This is a genomic window from uncultured Clostridium sp., assembly GCF_947039605.1.
Lineage (GTDB): Bacteria > Bacillota > Clostridia > Clostridiales > Clostridiaceae > Sarcina.
Genome location: NZ_CAMQZG010000003.1, coordinates 16,031 through 38,599, shown reverse-complemented (window position 1 = coordinate 38,599; position 22,569 = coordinate 16,031). Strand labels below are relative to the sequence as shown.

19 protein-coding genes are annotated in these 22,569 nt (G+C 28.6%); 14 read left to right on the top strand and 5 right to left on the bottom strand.

Features of this window, described 5'->3' with window-relative positions; all coding sequences use genetic code 11:
- Window positions 1–24 precede the first annotated feature (24 nt).
- Entirely contained in the window at window positions 25–378 is a 354-nt protein-coding gene (locus tag Q0V24_RS02160) for a hypothetical protein (RefSeq protein ID WP_297518293.1), read from the top strand.
- 50 nt (window positions 379–428) lie between these two features.
- On the opposite strand, the gene Q0V24_RS02155 is transcribed toward Q0V24_RS02160, so the two are convergent.
- Window positions 429–1,955 carry a tetratricopeptide repeat protein gene (locus Q0V24_RS02155; protein ID WP_297518290.1) on the bottom strand — a complete coding sequence of 509 codons (1,527 nt, stop codon included), beginning with the start codon at window positions 1,953–1,955 and terminating at the stop codon, window positions 429–431.
- A 390-nt stretch (window positions 1,956–2,345) separates the two neighbouring features.
- Between Q0V24_RS02155 and Q0V24_RS02150 the strand changes: the two genes are divergently transcribed.
- The 9 genes from Q0V24_RS02150 to rpsD all read left to right on the top strand — a co-directional run bounded on the left by Q0V24_RS02150 (window position 2,346) and on the right by rpsD (window position 10,403).
- Window positions 2,346–2,762 (top strand): hypothetical protein, encoded by a 417-nt coding sequence (locus tag Q0V24_RS02150; protein ID WP_297518287.1) that lies wholly within the window; start codon window positions 2,346–2,348, stop codon window positions 2,760–2,762.
- 135 nt (window positions 2,763–2,897) lie between these two features.
- A complete protein-coding gene (locus Q0V24_RS02145; RefSeq protein WP_297518284.1) occupies window positions 2,898–3,278 on the top strand; it encodes an NUDIX hydrolase in 381 nt (126 codons plus the stop codon).
- A 153-nt stretch (window positions 3,279–3,431) separates the two neighbouring features.
- Complete coding sequence (gene speD / locus Q0V24_RS02140; RefSeq protein WP_297518281.1) at window positions 3,432–4,244, top strand: adenosylmethionine decarboxylase; 813 nt, start codon at window positions 3,432–3,434, stop codon at window positions 4,242–4,244.
- A gap of 12 nt (window positions 4,245–4,256) precedes the next feature.
- Window positions 4,257–5,711 (top strand): aminotransferase class I/II-fold pyridoxal phosphate-dependent enzyme, encoded by a 1,455-nt coding sequence (locus Q0V24_RS02135; RefSeq protein ID WP_297518278.1) that lies wholly within the window; start codon window positions 4,257–4,259, stop codon window positions 5,709–5,711.
- A gap of 16 nt (window positions 5,712–5,727) precedes the next feature.
- Window positions 5,728–6,585: a polyamine aminopropyltransferase gene (speE, locus tag Q0V24_RS02130; protein ID WP_297518276.1), complete on the top strand. Its 858-nt coding sequence runs from the start codon at window positions 5,728–5,730 to the stop codon at window positions 6,583–6,585.
- Window positions 6,578–7,426: an agmatinase gene (gene speB, locus Q0V24_RS02125; RefSeq protein ID WP_297518272.1), complete on the top strand. Its 849-nt coding sequence runs from the start codon at window positions 6,578–6,580 to the stop codon at window positions 7,424–7,426. Before speE ends, speB begins: the two co-directional genes overlap by 8 nt.
- A gap of 159 nt (window positions 7,427–7,585) precedes the next feature.
- The gene (locus Q0V24_RS02120; RefSeq protein ID WP_297518269.1) at window positions 7,586–7,966 is read left to right on the top strand and encodes a hypothetical protein; all 381 of its coding nucleotides are present in this window, start codon (window positions 7,586–7,588) and stop codon (window positions 7,964–7,966) included.
- A gap of 153 nt (window positions 7,967–8,119) precedes the next feature.
- Entirely contained in the window at window positions 8,120–9,607 is a 1,488-nt protein-coding gene (locus tag Q0V24_RS02115; RefSeq protein WP_297518267.1) for a phosphomannomutase/phosphoglucomutase, read from the top strand.
- A gap of 205 nt (window positions 9,608–9,812) precedes the next feature.
- Complete coding sequence (gene rpsD, locus Q0V24_RS02110; RefSeq protein ID WP_297518264.1) at window positions 9,813–10,403, top strand: 30S ribosomal protein S4; 591 nt, start codon at window positions 9,813–9,815, stop codon at window positions 10,401–10,403.
- 278 nt (window positions 10,404–10,681) lie between these two features.
- Here rpsD and Q0V24_RS02105 read toward each other — a convergent pair whose 3' ends face one another.
- Entirely contained in the window at window positions 10,682–12,214 is a 1,533-nt protein-coding gene (locus Q0V24_RS02105) for a relA/spoT family protein (protein ID WP_297518262.1), read from the bottom strand.
- Between the two features lie 205 nt (window positions 12,215–12,419).
- On the opposite strand from Q0V24_RS02105, the gene clpB reads away from it, so the two are divergent.
- The 3 genes from clpB (at window position 12,420) to Q0V24_RS02090 (ending at window position 18,245) form a co-directional block, all read left to right on the top strand.
- On the top strand, window positions 12,420–15,017 hold the full coding sequence (gene clpB, locus Q0V24_RS02100) for an ATP-dependent chaperone ClpB (protein WP_297518259.1): 2,598 nt from the start codon (window positions 12,420–12,422) through the stop codon (window positions 15,015–15,017).
- A 127-nt stretch (window positions 15,018–15,144) separates the two neighbouring features.
- A complete protein-coding gene (locus tag Q0V24_RS02095; protein ID WP_297518256.1) occupies window positions 15,145–16,110 on the top strand; it encodes a calcium/sodium antiporter in 966 nt (321 codons plus the stop codon).
- A gap of 149 nt (window positions 16,111–16,259) precedes the next feature.
- The gene (locus Q0V24_RS02090) at window positions 16,260–18,245 is read left to right on the top strand and encodes an LTA synthase family protein (RefSeq protein WP_297518253.1); all 1,986 of its coding nucleotides are present in this window, start codon (window positions 16,260–16,262) and stop codon (window positions 18,243–18,245) included.
- A gap of 38 nt (window positions 18,246–18,283) precedes the next feature.
- On the opposite strand, the gene Q0V24_RS02085 is transcribed toward Q0V24_RS02090, so the two are convergent.
- From Q0V24_RS02085 to Q0V24_RS02075, 3 genes are all read right to left on the bottom strand, one after another.
- Complete coding sequence (locus tag Q0V24_RS02085; protein WP_297518250.1) at window positions 18,284–19,249, bottom strand: P1 family peptidase; 966 nt, start codon at window positions 19,247–19,249, stop codon at window positions 18,284–18,286.
- A 34-nt stretch (window positions 19,250–19,283) separates the two neighbouring features.
- Entirely contained in the window at window positions 19,284–20,066 is a 783-nt protein-coding gene (locus Q0V24_RS02080; protein WP_297518248.1) for an ECF transporter S component, read from the bottom strand.
- Between the two features lie 183 nt (window positions 20,067–20,249).
- Window positions 20,250–20,987 (bottom strand): 1-acyl-sn-glycerol-3-phosphate acyltransferase, encoded by a 738-nt coding sequence (locus tag Q0V24_RS02075; RefSeq protein ID WP_297518245.1) that lies wholly within the window; start codon window positions 20,985–20,987, stop codon window positions 20,250–20,252.
- Window positions 20,988–21,131: 144 nt separating this feature from the next.
- Here Q0V24_RS02075 and Q0V24_RS02070 point away from each other — a divergent pair, with 144 nt between their 5' ends.
- Window positions 21,132–22,553, top strand: a complete 1,422-nt coding sequence (locus tag Q0V24_RS02070; protein ID WP_297518242.1) for an NAD(P)-binding protein — start codon at window positions 21,132–21,134, stop codon at window positions 22,551–22,553.
- Window positions 22,554–22,569: the final 16 nt, after the last annotated feature.

Genomic DNA, 22,569 nt, shown 5'->3' with positions numbered 1-22,569 from the left:
AAAATAGATAGGAGAATTAAATTTATGGATAATAAATTAGCTAAAGAGCATATTGCATCAATTGCAAAGGCTTCAACATATTTTATTTTTAGAAATGGTAAAATAAAAGAATTAAATGAACAAGGTAAGGTTAGTGATGATGAATTAAAGGAAATGCAAACATATATGCAAAATCACTTAGCATATCTTTATGAGGTTCTTTTAGAAGAAAACAATATTAAGAAATTTGATTTAATAGTACAAACTATGAGTAAGTTTTATATGAATGATGATCTAGAGGTTAAACTTGATGATTCAGGCTTTGATAATTTTTATAATCAATTATTCCCAACAGTGGATTCAAGTATAAAGATGAATTCAAATATAAAAATGAAATAGATGATTTAGATAGAAAAAGCAAGTGAAAAATAATTTCACTTGCTTTTTGTTTATTTTAAAATTGTTTTAATAGTATCATTATTATACATTGATGATGGATACTTAGTTACAAGAGTGTTAGCATACTGTTTTGCTTCTGTAGGATTATTATTTTTTGAATAATAATTAGCTAAGAAGTATAATGACTCAGGTCCATAATTTGGAGCATCTGGGTAAGTTGCTAAGAAATCTTTATAAGTAGTAATAGCATTAGTCATGTCAGCATTTTTCTCATATGATACAGCTGTAAGGAATAACATAGTTGGTCCTCTAAAATCATCTTTAGCATATGGTTTAGCTTTTTTGAAGTAATCTATTGCAGTTGAATAATCACCATTTTTATAGGCAGCCATTCCATTATCATTATAATAAGTTAATCCAGTTGTTTTCATGAAAGTTTCAGCTTTTTCATATTCAGCCATAGCACTTTGTGGAATACTACTTTTTGGTGTACTAATAAGTACATTATTTATACCATCAATACTATCTGCTGAAATAAGATATTGCATATCACTTACAAATTGCTTTGCTTGTGTAGCATCTAACATTTTAGGTGCAGTAGTTGTATCTGCTGGTTTAGTTATATCTTTTTTAGCTGGCGCTACAGCTTTTGTTTGATTTAAACTAGCAGAATTATCAGTAGGTATCTTACTAGAATGAAGTTTACTATAAGATACTGCTACAATTATTATTGCAATTGCAGCTGCAGTAGTAATAATGATTTTTTTCTTAGAATGATTAGAAACTTTTTTTTGTTGTAAATCATTAACTGCAGTTTTTATAGTATTCTGAGCATTACTAGCATCATCAACGCCATCTTTAGGTTCTGAAGAATCCTCAAGGTGTTGTATTCTAGCTTTAAATTCTTCTAAATCAACAGCCTCTGGCTCATTAGAAGTAGAAGGAGCAGATTCTATAATATCATCTATATTTGTTTCTATAACATGATATTCTTTTGGCTCTTCTATATTTAAGACTGGTTCTTCAGACTCTGAAATTGGTTTGATTTCATTTTGAAAATCATCAATATGTTCTGAAATAGGTGTTGTATGAGATTCAAAGTCAATATCTGTTTGAATGTTAGGCTCTGAAATTTCAACAAGAGTTTCTATTTCTGTATTACTATTAGAAATAGATTCTTTTGGAGATTTGCCATTTGCATTTAGTAAATCACTATTATCAACTTGTTTTTTTAATTCTATATTTTCACGATAAGCATTTTCAAGAAGAATTCTATCTTCACTGCTCATGTTTTGTATACTAGTATAACTTAAAGCAAGTTCTTTTCTTTCTTTATCAACAGAGGCTAGTCTTAGTGTAGCTTCTTCATTATTGTTATATTCAGAGTTGATTTTCCAAGTAACAATAGCATCATCTATACGACCTAGCTTGTACAAAATATCACCTTCAAGGGCTAAAGCCTCTTCGTTGCTATATTCCTTTTCAAGAAATTTTTCACAAATTTTTAAAGCACTATCATATTCCCCATTTTTGTAATGCTCTAAAGCTTTTTTTAATTTTTTATTAGAAATATTCATTTATACTCTCCTTAGTTTAAAATAAATCATTCTTACTAATAGTATTTTACCTTATTTTAATGGCAAAATCATATCAAAATGACTATGTTAACAAAATAATAATTTGTTTTAGGACAATTTGTTAAATGATTTCAAAATTTAACTTTATTTGAGAGAATTCTCCCACTTCTATAGGTGGTGGGTATTTCACCGTACTATAAATAATACCTAATTATAGTATTGCTTGGACTTTATTGCAAATTTAATTTAATTTACTCTTTGCATTTGAGCTAGAGAAAATTAAATTAAATTTGTTATTGTTAAATTTAAATGAAAAAATACAATTAAAATGATATAATAAAAACACTATCATTAATAAAGATGATAAGTTTACTTAATAAGGAAGATATTATGAGACATTACGAATTAGAGAAAAAAGTTTCAAGATTAGATAGAGATTTAGAGGCATTAAGAATAGCTAAAAAACACTTATCAAATGCAGATGAGATAAACGAGGCTATGGATTACTTAAATCAAGAAAGACAAGTTGTAGCTGATGAATTATATTTTGAAGATGCAAAATCATACATAGAGTGTTGTGAGAGAATAAGACCTCTTTTAGATCAGGAGTTAAATGAAAAAGAACAAGGTGACCTTTTAGAGGAAATCAAGCAAGTTCATGGAAGAAGACTTGCAAATGTAACTAGAAAAACATTTGGTTTAAATGCATGGCTTAAATTTATGGATATGGATGCAGAGTGGATATCTAATGATGGAGAAAATTGGTCAACATTAGTTATTAGAGAAATATGCGTTAGAGAGCAATAGAATGTAAAGATGTCGAAAGTTTCGACATCTTTTTTTTATTAAAGTAAAATTAACAAAGTTTTTTGCAAAAATATAGTATAATAAATTTAAGAGAAAACTGTTTTTAATAGAATGATTTTAAGAGGGGGACTTATCATGAGTAATATTACGCATTGTGAAGTTATTGTTAAGGATGATTTTGAAAATATTTTAGTTGTTCAGAAAAAAGTTGTAAAGAATGAGCCAAAGTTATGGAGTCTAGTTGGAAAAAACAAAAAAGTTAATGAGACACTAGATAAGTGTGTACATAGAATACTTAAAGAAGAACTTAAGACTATAGGATTTGATATTAAAGAATTTGCCACATATAAAATAAATGATGAGGAATCAAATATTGTATTTACATGTGTTTTAAGAGAAAAAGTGTCTTGTCATACAAGTATTGTAGGTTGGGAATGGATTTCTAAGAAAGACTTAGAAAAATATAACTTTATTGAGTCAGATAAGCTTATACTAGACGATTACTGGGAAATTTAATAAAATTTTTGGCTTGTTGATACTACTTGTATAGGATAAAATCTATCTTATACAGGTTTTTTTTATGGAAAAGAAAAAAACATATACAAATTTGATTAATATTAATATATAATAAGTAAGTAAAAAATTAATACAATTTGATGAGGTGAGGAATTGAGTGAAAAAATTCGTCTTTATGGTTTTAACAATTTAACAAAAACATTAAGTTTTAATATTTATGATGTTTGTTATACAAAAACTGAGAAGGATAAACAAGATTATATAAAATATATAGATGAGCAGTACAATGCCGAAAGATTAACTAATATTTTATGTGATGTGACAAAAGCAATAGGAGCAAGTGTTTTAAATATTTCAAAACAAGATTATGAACCACAAGGAGCTAGTGTAACTCTACTTATATGTGAGGAAGAGATAGATGACGAGCTAGTTGATAAGTCATGTAATAAAGGAAGACTTGAAGACTTTGAAATTCAGTATAGAGATGCTGTTGTAGCTCACCTAGATAAAAGTCATGTAACTGTTCATACGTATCCAGAGTGCCATCCTAATAAGGAAATAACAACTTTTAGAGTTGATATAGATGTTTCAACATGTGGACATATTTCTCCAATTAATGCTTTAAATTATCTTATAGAAAGTTTTGATTCAGATGTTATCACTGTTGATTATAAAGTAAGAGGATTTACAAGAGATGTAGATGGTAAGAAATTATTTATAGATCATGATATAAATTCAATACAAAACTTTATAGATAAAGATACGCTGAAAAATTATGATGCAACTGATATAAATGTATATCAAGCAAATATATATCATACAAAAATGATGATTAAAGAAATTAAATTAGATAATTACTTATTTAATACAGAGAGTTGTGAATTATCACCAATTCAAAGACTTAACATAAGAGATGGATTATCAAAAGAGATGATAGAGATATATTCAGGAACTAATTTATATTAGGAGGGAAGGCAAGTGAGTAAGATTGAGCAAGAAAAAGCTCCGATTTATGAAGCTTTAAAACAATATAGAAAGAACAAAATTGTTCCTTTTGATGTTCCAGGACACAAACAGGGAAGAGGAAATCCAGAGTTAAAAGAATTTCTTGGAGAAAAATGTCTATCAGTAGATGTTAATTCAATGAAACCTCTTGATAATCTTTGTCATCCTACATCTGTTATAAAAGAGGCAGAAGAACTTGCAGCAAAAGCATTTGGAGCAAAACATTCATTTTTTATGGTGAATGGAACTACATCTGCAGTACAAGCCATGATTATGAGTATCTGTAGGGAAGGTGACAAAATTATCTTGCCAAGAAATGTTCATATATCAGCTATAAATGCACTTATATTAGCCGGTGCAACACCTATATATATAAATCCGGGTATTCATAGCAAACTTGGTATTTCACTTGGGATGGACCTTGATGAAATAAAAAAAGTTGTTAAAGAAAATCCAGATGCTAAAGCTATATTTGTTAATAACCCAACATACTATGGGATTTGTTCAGACTTAAAAAGTATAGTTAAGCTTGCAGAAGAGAATAATATGCTTGTATTAGCAGATGAAGCTCATGGTACACACTTATACTTTGGGAAAGACCTTCCAATCTCAGCAATGGAAGCAGGCTGTCATATGTCAGCTGTTAGTGTTCATAAAACAGGTGGATCACTTACTCAGAGTTCATTACTATTATTAAATACAGATAAAATATCTCCATCATATATGAGAACTATAATAAACTTAACACAGACAACTAGTGGGTCATATCTACTTATGTCATCTCTTGATATAGCAAGAAGAAATCTTGCATTAAAAGGTGAAGATATTGTTGAGAGTATAGTTAAAAAAGCAAATTATGCAAGAGCTGAAATAAATAAAATTAAACACTATTATGCTTTTTCTAGAGAAATAGTTAATGGAAAAAATATTTTTGATTTTGATATTACAAAACTTGTAGTAAATACACTTGATGTGGGTCTTGCAGGCATAGAAGTTTATGATATATTAAGAGATGAATATGATATTCAAATAGAACTTGGTGATGTTGGTAATATACTAGCGATAATATCAGTAGGGGATACAGATTACAATATTGAAAGACTTGTAGCAGCACTTTATGAGATTCAAAGGGTTCACTATAAAGAGGATAAGAGAGATTTAATAGAGCAAGAATATATAAGCCCTATATTAAAAGTAACTCCAAAAGAGGCCTTTTATTCTGAAAGAGAATCAATAAAGATTATAGAGAGTGAGGGACGTATTTCAGGAGAGTTTGTAATGTGTTATCCTCCAGGGATACCAATCCTTGCACCAGGAGAATTAATAACAAAAGAAGCAATTGAATTTATTCTATACTCTAAAAATAAAGGTAGTCTTATGACTGGGCTTGAAGATATGAGAGTAGAAGAAATAAAAGTATTAAAATAAGAGGAGCGATTTAGATATGGAATTATGGTATACAGAAGAACATACACCAGAAGTAAGATTTTCAATAAAAGTTAAGGAACAGTTATATAGTGGGAAAAGTGAATTTCAAACTATAGACGTGTTTAAGTCAAATGAATTTGGAACATTCTTTACATTAGATGGACTTATGATGGTAACAGAAAAAGATGAATTTATCTATCATGATATGATAGTTCACGTTCCTATGGCTACAAACCCTGACATCAAAAATGTATTAGTTATTGGTGCAGGAGATGGTGGAACTGTAAGAGAACTTACAAGATATAAAAATATCGAAAATATAGATATGGTTGAAATAGATAAGTTAGTTGTTGATGTATGCGTTAAATACTTACCTCAAACAGCAGAAAAATTAACAGACCCAAGAGTAAATCTTTATTATGAAGATGGTTTAAAATTTGTTAGAGGTGTTGAAAACAAGTATGATTTAATAATTGTTGACTCAACAGATCCATTTGGACCAGGAGAAGGACTATTTACAAAAGAGTTCTACGGAAATTGTTTTAAAGCATTAAACGAAGAAGGAATACTTGTTAACCAACATGAAAGTCCTTACTATGAGGAGTATGCTAAAAACATGATGAGAGCTCATAAAAGAATAAAAGAGTGTTTCCCAGTATGTAGAGTTTACCAAGCTCATATACCAACATATCCATCAGGACATTGGTTATTTGGATTTGCTTCAAAAAAATATGATCCATTAAACAATCCTACAGTAGAAGATTGGAACAAACTTGGATTAGAGACTAAATATTATAATACAGAAGTTCATACAGGAGCATTTGCATTACCTAACTATGTTAAAAAAATGCTTGCGGAGGCTAGAAATGAATAGAAACCTTACAACACTTATGTCATGTGATAATGAGTATGAGGAATCAAGCATTGTAATTTATGGTGCTCCATTTGATTCAACAACATCATTTAAACCAGGGACAAGATTTGCAAGTCAAGCAATGAGACCAGATTCTTATGGTTTAGAAACTTATAGCACATACCAAGATAAGGATATGGAAGACTATTGTTATTTTGATGCTGGAGATTTAGAATTCCCATTTGGTAATGCACAGAGAACTTTAAAAATTATAGAAGATTTTTCTGATGAAGTATTAGCAGATGGAAAAATGCCTGTAATGATAGGTGGAGAACATCTTGTAACTTTAGGTGCTATTAGAAGTGTAGCTAAAAAATATGAGGATCTACACATTATACACTTTGATGCCCATGCAGATTTAAGAGACGATTATATGGGAGAGAAATTATCTCATGCAAGCGTAATGAAAAGATGTTGGGAAATAGTTGGTGATGATAAAATTTACCAATTTGGTATAAGATCAGGATCAAAAGAAGAAATCTATTGGGGAAAAGAGCATGTTTACACAAGAAAATTTGATGCAGAAACATTAAGTGAAATTGCAGAAAATTTAAAAGGTAAAAATGTTTATGTAACAATAGACCTTGATGTATTAGACCCATCAATATTCCCAGGGACAGGAACTCCTGAAGCTGGTGGAATTACATTTAGAGAAATGATAGCTGGGATTAAAGCAATGAAAGATTTGAATATAGTAGCATTTGATATAAATGAACTATCACCACATTATGATCAAAGTGGTGTTTCAACGGCTGTTGCTTGTAAAGTATTAAGAGAAATGCTTTTACTAGTGAGTAAATAGATAGATATATAAAGCAGATTACATTTATAACAAGTGTAATCTGCTTTCTTTATTGCTTTAAGATAAAATATTTTGAATAAACAAATAAAAAATGACTTTAGGCAAAAATACAAGAAGAAAAGCATAGTATATTCTATAAATAAAAAAGGAGTAGATATTATGAATAAATTTAAAGAGATGCTTATTAGAAAAGGTTTTAAGTTTAAAGTTAAAGAAATTGAAGAGGGACAGGTAGAAGTTATATTTGAAACAGCAGTAAAGTTAAAAGATGAATATAGTGAATATTTCTATTTATTAGATGAAGTTCCAGGTGTTATAAAAGGGATTGAAAAAGTAACAATAGATATAAAAGTTAAAAAGGCTAAAATAAATTTTAATAATAGAATATTAGAAATTAATGATATAGAGAAAATATTAGATGACATAAAAGAATTTATAATAGAGCAATGGGATTTTATAAGTGGAACTAATGAGGATGAATTAGAAAAAGCAATAATAGTACTAAAAAATAACTTTAAAGATAGGATAGCTAAGAATTAGAGATTTAACTTGACACTCCCACGACTAAAGTTCGTGGGCTTTATGCTCAATTATTGTAAAGAGAGAAAATCATACTAAGTATACGTTGTCAATGAAATAGTATATAATAAAATTGTAAATATTTCAAACAAAAGATGAACTAGGAGTGATTAGATGAGTACTTTAGAAAAACTACAAAATGGTACAGATATTAGAGGTATAGCATTAGATAATGAAGGTTTTAACCTTACTTTAACAGAAGAAGCAGTTGAAAATATAGCAATTGGTTTTTCTAAATGGTTATATAAGAAAAATAAAACTAAAATATCAGTAGCACTTGGGAAAGACTCAAGATTAACAGGAGATTTATTAAAAAAATCAGCTATAAGTGGATTAACTAAAATGGGAGTAGATGTTGTAGATTGTAACATGGCAACAACACCAGCTATGTTTATGAGTACAATATTAGATGGATATAAAGTAACAGGGTCTATAATGCTAACAGCAAGTCATATGCCAAAGCAATACAATGGAATGAAATTCTTTACAAATCAAGGTGGACTAGAAAAAGAAGATTTAAAGGAAGTCATTGCGTTAGCAACAGGAATAGATAAAGAGTATGAACTTGGAAATGTTGAAAATAAAGATTTAATAAGTGATTATTCAAATGTTTTAGTAGAAAAAATAAGACAAGCAACAGCTAAAGAAAGACCTTTAGAGGGGCTTAAAATAATAGTTGATGCTGGAAATGGTGCAGGAGGCTTTTTTGCACATGATGTCTTAGAAGCTTTAGGTGCAGACACAAAGGGAAGCCAGTTCTTAGATGCGGATGGAAATTTCCCAAATCATATTCCAAACCCAGAAAATAAAGAAGCAATGAAATCTATAAGTGATGCAGTTATAAAAAGCAAAGCTGATCTTGGGATTATATTTGATACAGATGTAGATAGAGCAGCAGTTGTAGATAAAGATGGAAGAGAGATAAATAAAAATAGTTTAATAGCAGTAATATCAGCTATTATATTAGAGGAAGTTCCAGGTACAACTATAGTTACAGATTCAATAACATCAGAAGGCTTAAAAGAATTTATAGAATCACTTGGTGGAAAACATCATAGATTCAAAAGAGGATATAAAAATGTTATAAATGAATCAAAAAGACTAAATAAAATTGGACAAGAGAGCGACCTTGCAATAGAAACATCAGGACATGCAGCTATTAAGGAAAATTACTTCTTAGATGATGGTGCATATTTAGTTTCTAAAATACTTATAAAACTTGCAAAATTAAATCAAGAAGGAAAAGTGCTATCTAGTATAATAGAAAACTTTAAAGAAAGTTTTGAAGAGGATGAATTTAGATTAAATATAAAAACAGAAGATTTTAGAGCTTATGGAAATAATATATTAGAGAAGTTTAGAAAAAAAGCCGAGGAATCAGAAGAGTTAGTAATATGTAGTCCTAACTATGAGGGAATAAAGGTATATGTGAAAAACACAAAATCATGGTTTTTAATAAGGGTATCATTACATGAACCAATTCTTGTTATAAACTTAGAAACTGATAGAGCGGGTATGCAGAAAAATATCACAGATATGTTGAAAAATATATTAACGGAGTTTAGTGCATTAAGTTTAAGAGTTTTAGAAGAACATGAATAAATTTTTGATATAATACTATTTTTTGATGGAATTATAATTAAAATAGATAAAAAACGAGAAAAGACAAGAAAATGGGAGTTATATAAAAATAAATTTATGTAACTCTTATTTTAGGACTTGTTAACTTGAATATAAAATGATATATTGTATAAGTACTAAATGTACAAAAATAAATAAATTTAATTATCAATGGAGGTAATTGCAAATGGCAAAAATGATGGGACCTCGTTTCAAACAGTGTAGAAGATTAGGATTAAATGTTTCTGGTCATCCAAAAGCAATGGAGCGAGCTTTAAGAGGAACAAGCAGAGCTGATAAGAAGTTATCAGACTATGGTACTCAATTATTAGAAAAGCAAAGATTAAGAGCTTACTATGGAGTTATGGAAAAACAATTCAGAAGAAATGTTGAAGAAGCTTTCAATAGTAATATGCAAGCTGGTGACGCGTTATTAAGAATCTTAGAATCAAGATTAGATAACATGGTATACAGAATGGGATTTGCTAGCTCAATCAGACAAGCAAGACAAATGGTTAACCACGGACACTTCTTAGTGAATGGATCAAAAATTGATATCCCTTCATACAGATTACAACCAGGAGACGAAGTTGTATTAAGAGAGAAGTCAAGAAAAACAGAAATGTTTGCTGAAAACTTTGCTAACAACTTAAGCACAGTAACATACGTTGAGAAAAACGTTGAAGAATACAAAGGTGTTTATGTAAGATTTGCAACTAGAGAAGAGTTCCCAATAACAATTAATGAACAATTAATCGTTGAGTTCTACTCAAAATAGTATAGAATGCAAAAATGTAATATCAATATTATTTTGGTATTATTCAGGAAAGGATCTAGATTTTCTAGGTCCTTTTTTTATTTGTAAATTTTTAATTTTAGCTATTTTAAAGCTTATTTTATAAAATTTACGAGTATTTTACTTCTAAATAAAATACTCGTAAATGATTATTTAAATCATAAAACAATTGAAAATCTAACTATCAAATTTAAATTCAAAAAATATGCAAAAAAAGATAAGAAATATGCTTTCTTATCTTTCCTTTCTCTAAGCCCTAATTATCTAATGTACATATACTTTAAAAACTTAGTACTTATAACAGCTTTTTCTTTATCAAGAGAATTTATATAATTTAATCCTTTAGTTGTTATTCGTATTTTACTTTGGCTTTTTCTAAGTTCTTCTGCAAAGTCAAATGCATTTGGTACACTTATTGAACAGTTGAAAATAGAAAGTATTTTAAGATATAAATATTCATTATATATCTCTCGGTAAAGTGAATAATGCTCAAATGAGGATACTTCATCACATATGAATTTACAATGGTCATCAAGTGTTTCAAAAATTTCTAATAATTTATCTCGATAGATAAATTCAATTGAATCTACAGCAAGAAATGCATTGCAAAGTGCTGTAATAAATTCATGTTTAAATGTAGTAACTTGTTCATTTGTAAATTTTAAATAGAAATTAAGGTAACTATCTCTATTTGATAATATAGTTTCTAGGTATTTCATAAATGTTTCAAAATCTTCTACATGGTCACCAGGTTCTATATCAAATAAGATTTTAAAGAATAAATTCCAATGGAAATCTTTGTTCATTGAAATTAAAAGTTTATTTCCTACAGCATAAGAAAAATCAGAAGTAAATTCAACTGGTCTATCTATTATTAGAGAACTCCTAAAACAAATATCATTTTTAAAAATTTCATTTAATCGAACAGAAGTTTTTATAAATGTATTATACTGATCGTGTGCTGTACTACAATTATTTTTTGTAAATATGTAATCGACCATTATATCACAAGCATTTCTAAAATCTACTGAAATCCCAAGGTCTTCTTTGACTTTTGATGCATATAAATCAAAAATCATTTTAGATAGTAAATCTTCTAAACGTTCTTTTTTTAGTACATGATCAGAATTATTAAACTCATTCATATGATTATATATTGTTAATAGTTGGTTATCTATCATTGAAAGGTTACTTTTAATGGAATTTAGTATACTCTTATAGAATTTATCTCCAAGTACCATATTATAATTTTTATATATAACTTTATGTTCTATCTCACTCCAAAATAAGTTAACCATTGATTTGATTTGAAGTTCAAAATTGAATGTATGTTCTTCTGTTTTTATATAAGCATCAATTCGATATAATACAAAACCATTTTTTTGACGAAGTGGTTGTTCTTCTCTAAGGTCTAATCTTATGTTAGGCGCTAGAGGAGAATAACTATATCCATCTTTGCTGGTATGTGTGAATGAAGATTTTAGATATTTAAATATAGTTCCTTCATCTTCTATAAATCTACATTCTATTCTCACACCTATTAAATCAGAAAGATTTGAAAACAACTCTTCTGGAGTAGTATAAGATAAGTAATAGTTATTTCTTATAATTTTTTCTTTCAAACTAAGTCTAGATTTAACTCTTGTTGAAATATTAAAAAAACCATCGCAGTTATTTTCAAGAAGTGCGAAGAAAAAATCATCTAATATGTCTGAAGCTGAATTTAAATCAGCTTTTAATTCTTGTAGCAATGAAATACTTTCTTGCGTAAAATCAAATACTGTTAATTGCAATAAAAACACCCCTTTTTAAAATTAATATACATTATTATAATATCAACTAATGCTATTAATAACAACATCAGGTCTGTTTTATTTGTATAAAAATGATAAGAAATTGACAAAAGGTAGTATGAAAAGATATTTCAATCATTTTGACTTTCAAAAAAATTAGTATTACTATAAAAATATAATATAAAATATAAGAGGTGATTTAAAAATGAATGCAGAGAAAATGACATTAAGAGTACAAGAAAGTTTAAATGAAGCATATAATACAGCTGTAAAATATAATCATCAGCAAGTAGATATTATTCATCTTTTTTCAGCTTTAGTAAATCAAGAAGATGGCCTTATTCCTAATATAATCGAAAAAATGGGAACGAATATAGGTATAATGAAAAATGATGTTCATATAGAGCTTGATAAGATGCCTAAAATCTTAGGTGAAGCTGCTAAATCAGGTGGAGTTGTAGCTAGTAGAAGAATTAATGAAGTTTTAATTAGAGCTGAAGAGTTATCTAAAGAATTTGGTGATTCTTATATAAGTGTAGAGCATGTTATGCTTGCTATGATGGAAATTGATAAAGTTGGTGCTGTTGGTAGAGTACTAGAAAAAAATAATATCTCAAAAGATGAATTTTTAAGCGTGTTACAAGGTGTTAGGGGAAATCAAAGAGTTGATACTAACAATCCAGAAGGAACATATGAGGCCTTAGCTAAATATGGTACAAATTTAATTGATCTTGCTAAAAAAAATAAGTTAGATCCAATTATAGGTAGAGATGACGAAATTAGAAGAGCTGTTAGAATTCTATCAAGAAGAACTAAAAACAATCCTATTTTAATAGGTGAGCCAGGTGTTGGTAAAACTGCGATTGTAGAAGGTCTTGCTGAAAGAATTGTAAGAGGTGATATTCCTGAGGGATTAAAAGATAAGACTATTATTTCACTTGATATGGGAGCACTTATTGCGGGGGCAAAATATAGAGGTGAATTTGAAGAAAGACTTAAAGCTGTTTTAAAAGAAGTTGAACAAGCTGATGGAAAAGTTATCTTATTTATAGATGAGATTCATACTATTGTTGGTGCTGGTAAAACAGAAGGTTCAATGGATGCTGGGAATTTAATTAAACCTATGCTTGCTAGAGGAGAACTTCATTGTATTGGTGCAACAACTTTTGATGAATACAGAATGTATATTGAAAAAGATAAGGCACTTGAGAGAAGATTCCAACCTATTAGAGTAGAGGAACCAAATGTTGAAGAAACAATTTCTATTTTAAGAGGGCTTAAAGAAAAGTTTGAAATACATCATGGAATTAGAATTCATGATTCAGCGATTGTAGCAGCAGCTAAACTTTCAGATAGATATATAAAAGATAGATATATGCCTGATAAGGCTATAGATTTAATTGATGAAGCAGGCGCTATGATAAGAACTGAAATAGATTCTCTTCCTACTGACTTAGATATTATAAGAAGAAAATTGTTTATGCTTGAAACAGAAAGGGAAGCACTTTCTAAAGAAGATGATGATGCATCAGTTAAAAGATTAATAGATTTAGAAAAGGAACTTGCAAATCTTAAAGAGAAAAATGATGCTTTAACTGCTAAGTACGAAAAAGAAAAATCACATATAACAGAAGTAAGGGAATTAAAAAAAGAACTTGAAAATGTTAGAGCTGATATAGAAACAGCAGAGAGAGAGTATGATTTAAATAAAGTTGCAGAACTTAAATATGGGAAAATCCCAGAACTTTCAAAAGCAATTAAAGAAAAAGAAGAAAATATGGACAAAGGAAATGGAGAGGCACTTCTTAAAGAGGAAGTAACTGAGAACGAAATTTCAGAAATAATCTCAAAATGGACAGGTATTCCAGTTACAAAGCTTGTTGAGGGTGAAAAAGAAAAACTACTTAGATTAGAAGATGAATTAAGAGAAAGAGTAATTGGTCAAGATGAGGCTACTACTGCTGTTGCAAATGCAGTTATTAGAGCGAGAGCAGGGCTTAAAGATGAGAATAAGCCAATAGGTTCATTTATATTCCTTGGACCAACAGGAGTCGGTAAAACTGAACTTGCTAAAACTCTTGCTAGAAATTTATTTGATAGTGAAGACAATATTATTAGAGTTGATATGTCAGAGTATATGGAAAAACAAGCAGTTTCTAGACTTGTAGGACCACCTCCAGGCTATGTTGGATATGAGGAAGGTGGACAATTAACTGAAGCTGTAAGAAGAAATCCATATTCAGTTATATTATTTGATGAAATTGAAAAAGCTCACCCAGATGTATTTAATATGTTTCTACAGATATTAGATGATGGAAGACTTACTGATAATAAAGGTAAGACTGTAGATTTTAAAAATACAATAATAATAATGACATCCAATATAGGGAGTCAATATTTACTAGAAAATAAATCAGAAGATATTGAAGAGGGAATAAGAAACTCTGTAATGAATGAAATGAAACTTAGATTTAAGCCAGAGTTCTTAAATAGAGTTGATGATATTATAATGTTTAAACCTTTAAGCAATGAAGGAATAAAAAAAATAGTTGATATATTTGTTGGTTCAACAGCTAAAAGACTTATGGAGAGAGATATTAAACTTGAACTTACAGATGCAGCTAAAGAATTATTATCAAGAGAAGGGTATGATCCTGTTTATGGAGCAAGACCATTAAAAAGATTTATTGGAAATGTTCTTGAAACAAGCCTTGCTAAAAAAATAATAGGCGGAGATTTAATTGCAGGAGATACTGCACTTGTAGATGTTAAAGATGAAAATATCATTATTAATAAAAAATAATATGTAAATCAAAAAGAAGGAATGGCGGTAGCTATTTCTTCTTTTTGATTTTAAGATTTGGGAATAAGGCTAAATTTTGTGTTATACTATTTGTAATTACATACTTAAAGAAGAGGGGGGTTAACCTTTGGTTAATTATATATTTTTAGTGGTAGGTTTTATTTTACTTATAAAAGGAGCAGACTTTTTTGTTGATGGTGCATCATCTATAGCAAAAAAAGTTGGAATTCCGTCTGTAATAGTAGGGCTTACAATAGTTTCTATTGGGACAAGTGCGCCAGAATTATCAGTAAGCTTAACATCGGCAATGAATGGAAGTAATGGACTTGCTGTAGGTAATGTTTTAGGATCAAATATTTTCAATACACTTATAGTTTTAGGTGCGACTGCTTTAGTTAGTCCACTTATAATAAAAAAGAATTTAGTTAAATTTGATTTATTACTTAGTTTAGCTGTTACAGTCCTTTTATATATTTTAATATTTATATTTGGTGGTACAGGAAGTTTATCAAGAGTTGAGGGAGTTATTCTTCTTGCAATAGCTGTAATTTATATAGGGTTCTTAATTTATAGTAGTAAAAAAAGTACTGCAAATGAAGATGAAAATGATGATAGAGAAAATTATAAAGATGTAAAAGTAGTTCCAAAAGTATTATTCTCTATACTAGGTGTCATATTAATAGTTTTTGGTGGAGATTTAGTAGTGAAAAATGCATCTGCAATAGCAATATCGCTTGGAATGAGTGAAAAATTAATAGGATTAACAATTGTAGCTATTGGAACATCACTGCCAGAGCTGGTTACATCCGTTGTGGCTGCTAGAAAAGGTGAAAATGGAATTGCACTTGGAAATGTATTAGGCTCTAATATATTTAATATAGTCTTAATACTTGGTTTATCTTCAGTCATATCACCAATAGCAGTTGGTGGTGCATTAGCATTTGACTTGATATTACTTATAGTTATAACATTAATTTTAGTTCTTTCAATTATACTTAATAAGAAAGAAAGTAAGCATATATCAAAAAAAGAAGGATTTGTACTTATTTTTGTTTATATAGTTTATACAATTTATATAATTATGAGAAATTAAAAAATTAAAGCGATATTTTGGAAATTAAATTCCAAAATATCGTTTTTTTATTATATTTATATTAACTTTTATATCTTGAAACAGTTAGTTAAAGTTTAGATGATATAATTATGAGAGTATTTATTTTGAGGGGAGAGGATTAATTCAAAATGATGAATTTGAATAATTTAAAGGATAAGTTAAATAAAAAGAATATTTTTAGTGTTTTAAAAAGTGCTGGTATATTGATACTATTATCAATAGTAATAACTTTAGTAATAGAAATAATGCAAAGAGGATCATTAGTAAAAGCTACAACTTTTGTTACAGCTCACTTTACTATGTTTTTATTAAATATAACGATTGTACTAAGTATTACATCATTAGCATTTTTGTTTAAAAAGACAAAAGCTGTATATACAGTAATTGCAGGACTGGTATTAATATTTGGAATAGCTGGTGCTGTTGTTATGAAATTTAGAGGAAGTCCATTTACAGCGGCTGATATATATTCTATAAAAGATGGACTAGCTATTGCTGGAGAATATCTAGGTTTAGTAGAAATCATATTAATGGCTTTAATATTGATTGGGTTTATCATAGGGATAATTATTTTATTCAAAAAGGAAAAGAAAAATGATACTTTTAGCTATGTACGAAATATAGTATTTCTTATAATACCAGCTATTTTATGTACAGTTGTGGCGTATAAGTATAATAGAGAAAAAGATAATATAAAACTATATAGATGGGACTTAACAAGTACGTATGGAGTAAATGGTTATTTGGTATCATTTATAGATTCTGCAAAAGAGTTGATACCAAATAAGCCTGAAACTTATTCAGAAGTTAGGGTAGATGAAATTAAAACGAAGATGGATGAAGAAATACAGGCTGTTTCTGGAAATACAAAGAAACCTAATATAATAGTTGTTCAGTTAGAATCTTTTATTGATCCATATAGATTAAAAGGTGTTGAGTTTTCAGAAGATCCAATGCCTAATATAAGAAAAATACAAGAAAAAGGTCCAAATGGACTTATAAGAGTTCCATCTTTTGGTGGTGGTACAGTTCGAAGTGAGTTTGAAGTTCTTACTGGATATTCAGCTAATAATCTTGGACCAGGGGAAATTCCTAATAATACAATATTAAGAAAACAACCTGTTGAGAGTATGGCATATATTTTAAAAAATCAAGGATATGATGTTACTGCAATTCATAACTATACTGGTAATTTCTATAATAGAGATGAGGTATATGCAAACTTTGGTTTTGATAAATTAGTAACTAAAGAGTATATGGATGATTTACAAATGAAATATGATTATCCAAGTGATATGAATAATTTAGTACCTATAGAAGATCTTATGAAATCAGATAACCCACAATTTATATTTAATGTTGCAGTGGAGAGCCATGGTCCTTATGATGATGATTATGCAGCACAGAAGTATACAGTTAGTGGAGATATTAGTGAAATAGAAAAAAATCAAATTCAAGAGTATCTTGATAAGGCTAAAGAAGTAGATGATTATGTTGGTGCACTTATTGATTATGTTGAAAAATCAGGAGAACCAACAGTTATAGCTATGTATGGAGATCATTTACCAGCACTTGATGTTGTGTATGACCCTGCAAATTATCCTTCAGATCAAAAGTATGATACAGAATACTTTATTTGGAGCAATACAGGAATTAAGCCAATAGAAAAGGATATTCAAGCATATCAATTATCAACTTATATATTTGATGTTGCTGGAATACAAGGTGGTATGATGCCGTCATTTCATAAAGCATATTCAAGTAATGCTAAGTATGATGAGTATTTAAAAGATATACAATATGATCAGTTATATGGAGAAAATTATCTGCTTGATAAAGATCTATATAAAAAGACTGATATACAGTTGGGTCTAGAACCAATAAAAGTAACAAAAGCTATTATTGAAGGTAATCAATTAACAATTGAAGGGGAGAATTTAACACGAGCTAGTGTAGTTTTAGTTAATGGAAAGCCTATAAAAACAACTTATGATAATGGTGAGAGAATAATTGCTACAGGGTTTGATGATAATATTAAAACTATAGAAGTTGGACAAGAAGGTATGTATGGAAAAATGTTATCTAAAACACCAGAAATAGAAGTTACTAAATAGAGAAAGAGGAGCAAAACTGCTCCTCTTTTATTTTTATATTATTTTATTAAATCAGTATAAGATTTAAAATTATAAATTGATTTAGCATTCTTTATAGCATTTAAAACTGCTTCTTGCATAACATGTGTAGCAAGTGAACCTATAAGACTTACATCATATTCCTTTTTACCTGATGAGAGAGAAAATATTGTATCTCCATCAAACATAGTATGTGCAGGGTATATAGTTCTAGCAAAAGCATTATGTGCCATAGAAGCTATTTTTTTATTTTCTGCTTTAGATAATTTTGCATTGCAAATAATTGCACCAATTGTGGTATTACCTTTAAAAGCATTTTGAGATTCAGATTGCATTGTAAACATAGTTTTTTCTGTATCTATAAATTCGTTATTTAAATTTATAGCACCAGCTATTATTTTGCCTGTACTAGGATCTTTAATATCACCAAGTGCATTAACTCCAACAATAGCACCAATTTTCAAATCACCAACTTGAACTGCATAACTTCCAAATCCACCTTTCATAGCAGATGAGGGACCAAAAAACTTACCTATTGTGGCACCAGTGCCACAACCAATATTTCCATTTATATTATCAGTATAAGTTTCTGAATTGATACAAGATTGTATTCCCATTTCTTTATCTGGTCTAATACTAGCACTACCACAAGCTAAGTCAAATAATACAGCTGAACAAACTATTGGAACTTTTGCAACGGTAACATCAAAACCAATATCTTTTTTTTCTAGATATTCCATTACCCCTGATGAAGCATCTAAGCCAAAAGCAGAACCTCCTGCAAGAACTAATCCATGAATTTCTTGAATTAATTCACTTGGGTCTAGTAAATCAGTTTCTCTAGTCCCTGGAGCACCACCTCTGACAGCAACCCCTGCACTAGCACCGTTTTCAGCAAGAATAACAGTGCAACCTGTACTAGCTTCATGATTGGATGCATGTCCTAATTTGAATCCCTCAATATCTTGTATTTTTATTTCTATCAAAGAAATCCCCCCTAAAATATATATTTTAATTTAATTACTTTCTTATTTTTTTAACCGCAAGAACTACTGGAATAGTTATTATTGCAGATATAAACGCCTCAGGAATTCCATTTGTTACGCCTACTGCCAAAATTGATGCACTAGCTAATTCAGAAGACATATGAAGCTCTCTTGCGTATTGATCTAGATAAATAATGTAGATTAACCCAAGAACCCCAATTGTATTTACCATAGTTCCTAGAATAGCAGCAACTCCAATAGATAAAACTTCTGGTTTGTTTTTACCTTTTACATTAAGTGAAATAACTATGACACCAATAAAAAGGACAACCCCAAGTATCATTCCAGCTATATGAGCTATTTTAGTAGTAACTCCTAACATTTCTAGAATACCAGTAGCAGAGAGAAATCCTAAAATCCCAAGTATAAGTCCACCTATAATAGCTGTGACTTTAATATTTCGCTTTGTTGATTTTAAAACTCCAATATAAATATAATAACTAGCAACACCAATTAATACTCTTGGTAGAATTGCTATTATTGGATTCCAAAATACAAAACTTGTAGGTGTAGGTGCTGCAAAAGCTTGGTAGATTGAAAATAATCCAAATACTAAACCAATTAAAGCACCAACGATAGGACCTTCTATAATTGCACCAATTATTACTGGTATATGCATTATAGTAGCCTTTACAGGGGGGAGTGTTATAAATCCGAGTCCTGAGATTCCAAGGAAGATAGATATTGCTGATAGCATAGCTATTACAACTAATTTCCTTGTTTTTGTGCGAGATGACCTTCTCGTCTTTGTGTTCATTTGAATACCTCCGTTCTCATTCCCTTTTTGGGATATAATTCGGTTAAATCTGAAATTTTAAATACTAAGTTCAGTTTCATAAGAATACCGACAATTATAATTTTATAAGCATTTTCTTAAAATATCAATTTAAATTTTTGTTAATTTGTTACAAAATGTAAAAAAGTAGAGAATATAAATTCTCTACTCACTTAATTTACTAGCAACTATATCTTGTACAAGTTTTGGTAATGCTAATTCTTCTTCTTTTGTAAGGTCTTTAGTATATATAGGTTTATGTATATATAATTCAACTTGAGCTGGCTTGATTTTCCCTTTATTATCTACACCATCCATAATTTTATAAGACCCATTTAATGTTATTGGAACTATTGGAACTTTAGATTTTGTTGCAAGTTTGAAACTTCCTGCTTTAAAATTAGCCATAGGGCCACCCTTACTTCTTGTTCCTTCAGGACAAATTACAAGCGATTGACCTGATTTAAGCATTTTGATTCCTGCGATAATAGCAGCAGCAGATTTTCTAAGATTGCTTCTATCCATAAAAATACAACCCATCATAGTCATCCAACGATTAATCATAGGAACTTTTTTTAGTTCTTTTTTTGCTATGAATCCCTTTGGTTTATCAATATAGTACATAAGTAGAGGGATATCAAAATTACTTTGATGATTACTTACAAAAAGTACTGGGATATCTGGTGGTAGATTTTCCGCACCAAATACAGTTACCTTAGCGCCACTTAATTTTATAAATGGTTCAGCCCATTTTGAACTTTCTACATGCATATATTTATATTTTTCAATTATTTGATTGTTTGCATCAAATTCTTCAACTTTTTTTTCAAGTCTTTTTGTTAATGGCATTGTTGTGACTAAACTTATTGCAAATTTAGTATAAAATGCTATAGTTCTTAACATAAAAATCTCCTTTTTTAAAACAATTAATATCCATATATTTTAACACAAAAACTTCTTTTATTACAATTAATATATTATATATCATCATTGATGGGTAATTGTAATATATTTAATGGTAGAATTTTTTTGAAAGTGGGTGGGAGTATGGAAAATGTAAATATTATTGGTGGAAGTTTTCTAGGGTTATTATGTGGAATAAAATTATTGAAATCAAATTATAAAGTTAATATATATGAAAAAAGGAGCTACTTAGGTGGCGGATTAAATTCATTTGATGGGCTAGAACTTACCAATTCACAATTATTTAATAATTTTGTAGTACATAAAAATGAAATGGAATTGTTAGATGAATTAGTAAGTCTAAATTTAGAAAAAATAAATATTTATAAATCTTTGAATTTTAGATGTAAAACTACTATAGATATTAAAGTTGGATATGAAAATTTAGAAAGAGTTTTTATAAAATTTACTAAAACGAATAACGATAAAAAAATAATAAAAATTATTTTTGAAGATATTTCTGAAATTAGTAGGATAGAAAATATCTTAGAAAATAAAAACAAATGTTTATTTTTTAGTTTCAATAAGTATATATACGAGAAACGATTAAATGTAATTATTAGTAAATATAAGAAAATAAGGGTTGAAGATATAATTGATACTATAGATAGTGTTTATATTAAAGAGATGATAAAAAGTATTGCAAATGCAAAAACAGCTGGAATTGTATTTATAGATATGTTAAAGATAATGTGTTTTTATGATATTTATAAATTTGATGGTGGAGTACATGAAGTTTTTAATAAATTAGAAACTAAGTTTCTAGAACTTGGTGGAGAAATTAAACTAAATACAAATATTTCTGAAATTGAAATCATAGATGATAAACAACTATTAAGAGTTAAAGCAAATGAGGATTTTGATTTAAGTAAATATGTTATTTGTACAGCGAATAATTTATATTCTCTAAAATCTATTGTTAAAGATTCTGTTTTTGATAGGGAGTTCCAACGCGTATTAAAAGATAGCGAACTATTTGATTCTTATTTAATTATTAATATTTATTTAGATAAAGATATTAATTTTAATAATAGAATCAATAGATATATTTTAGAAAAACCATTTATTGATAATACAGGTGCATTTCATAGAAAATATGAAGTGATTTGGGATAAATCTAAATCTATTTTAACAGCTTACATTAGAGGAAATTATTATTTTTGGGAACAACTTTATGAAAATAACAATAATCAAATTAGGCTGAATAAATTTGTTTTAGGAGAAAAACTTTTAGAGGAACTTAAAATTTCTATTCCTGAATTAAATAAAACTAAACCGATTAAGATAGATGTTATAACTCCTTATGATTTTATGAAAGAAAATGATTGTATTAGGGGTTCTAGTAGAGGGATTTTAACAACACCAAAACTTTATAATAGACTTATTAAAATTAATAATGATATGTCAAATTGCTATTTTAGTAGGCAAGAGTTTAAATATGGAAATTATATAAATTCCAAATTAAAAGAAAGTATTAGAATTGTTGACAAAATTTTGTTAAAATAAAACTAAATGTTAAAAT

What these genes read in the sequence shown, in the direction of transcription:
- Q0V24_RS02155 (WP_297518290.1), bottom strand. Translation starts at nt 1,955, where the DNA reads ATGAATATTTCTAATAAAAAATTAAAAAAAGCTTTAGAGCATTACAAA.
- rpsD (WP_297518264.1), top strand. Translation starts at nt 9,813, where the DNA reads ATGGCAAAAATGATGGGACCTCGTTTCAAACAGTGTAGAAGATTAGGA.
- speB (WP_297518272.1), top strand. Translation starts at nt 6,578, where the DNA reads ATGAATAGAAACCTTACAACACTTATGTCATGTGATAATGAGTATGAG.
- Q0V24_RS02115 (WP_297518267.1), top strand. Translation starts at nt 8,120, where the DNA reads ATGAGTACTTTAGAAAAACTACAAAATGGTACAGATATTAGAGGTATA.
- Q0V24_RS02120 (WP_297518269.1), top strand. Translation starts at nt 7,586, where the DNA reads ATGAATAAATTTAAAGAGATGCTTATTAGAAAAGGTTTTAAGTTTAAA.
- Q0V24_RS02080 (WP_297518248.1), bottom strand. Translation starts at nt 20,066, where the DNA reads ATGAACACAAAGACGAGAAGGTCATCTCGCACAAAAACAAGGAAATTA.
- Q0V24_RS02075 (WP_297518245.1), bottom strand. Translation starts at nt 20,987, where the DNA reads ATGTTAAGAACTATAGCATTTTATACTAAATTTGCAATAAGTTTAGTC.
- Q0V24_RS02145 (WP_297518284.1), top strand. Translation starts at nt 2,898, where the DNA reads ATGAGTAATATTACGCATTGTGAAGTTATTGTTAAGGATGATTTTGAA.
- Q0V24_RS02070 (WP_297518242.1), top strand. Translation starts at nt 21,132, where the DNA reads ATGGAAAATGTAAATATTATTGGTGGAAGTTTTCTAGGGTTATTATGT.
- Q0V24_RS02150 (WP_297518287.1), top strand. Translation starts at nt 2,346, where the DNA reads ATGAGACATTACGAATTAGAGAAAAAAGTTTCAAGATTAGATAGAGAT.
- Q0V24_RS02160 (WP_297518293.1), top strand. Translation starts at nt 25, where the DNA reads ATGGATAATAAATTAGCTAAAGAGCATATTGCATCAATTGCAAAGGCT.
- speE (WP_297518276.1), top strand. Translation starts at nt 5,728, where the DNA reads ATGGAATTATGGTATACAGAAGAACATACACCAGAAGTAAGATTTTCA.
- Q0V24_RS02090 (WP_297518253.1), top strand. Translation starts at nt 16,260, where the DNA reads ATGATGAATTTGAATAATTTAAAGGATAAGTTAAATAAAAAGAATATT.
- clpB (WP_297518259.1), top strand. Translation starts at nt 12,420, where the DNA reads ATGAATGCAGAGAAAATGACATTAAGAGTACAAGAAAGTTTAAATGAA.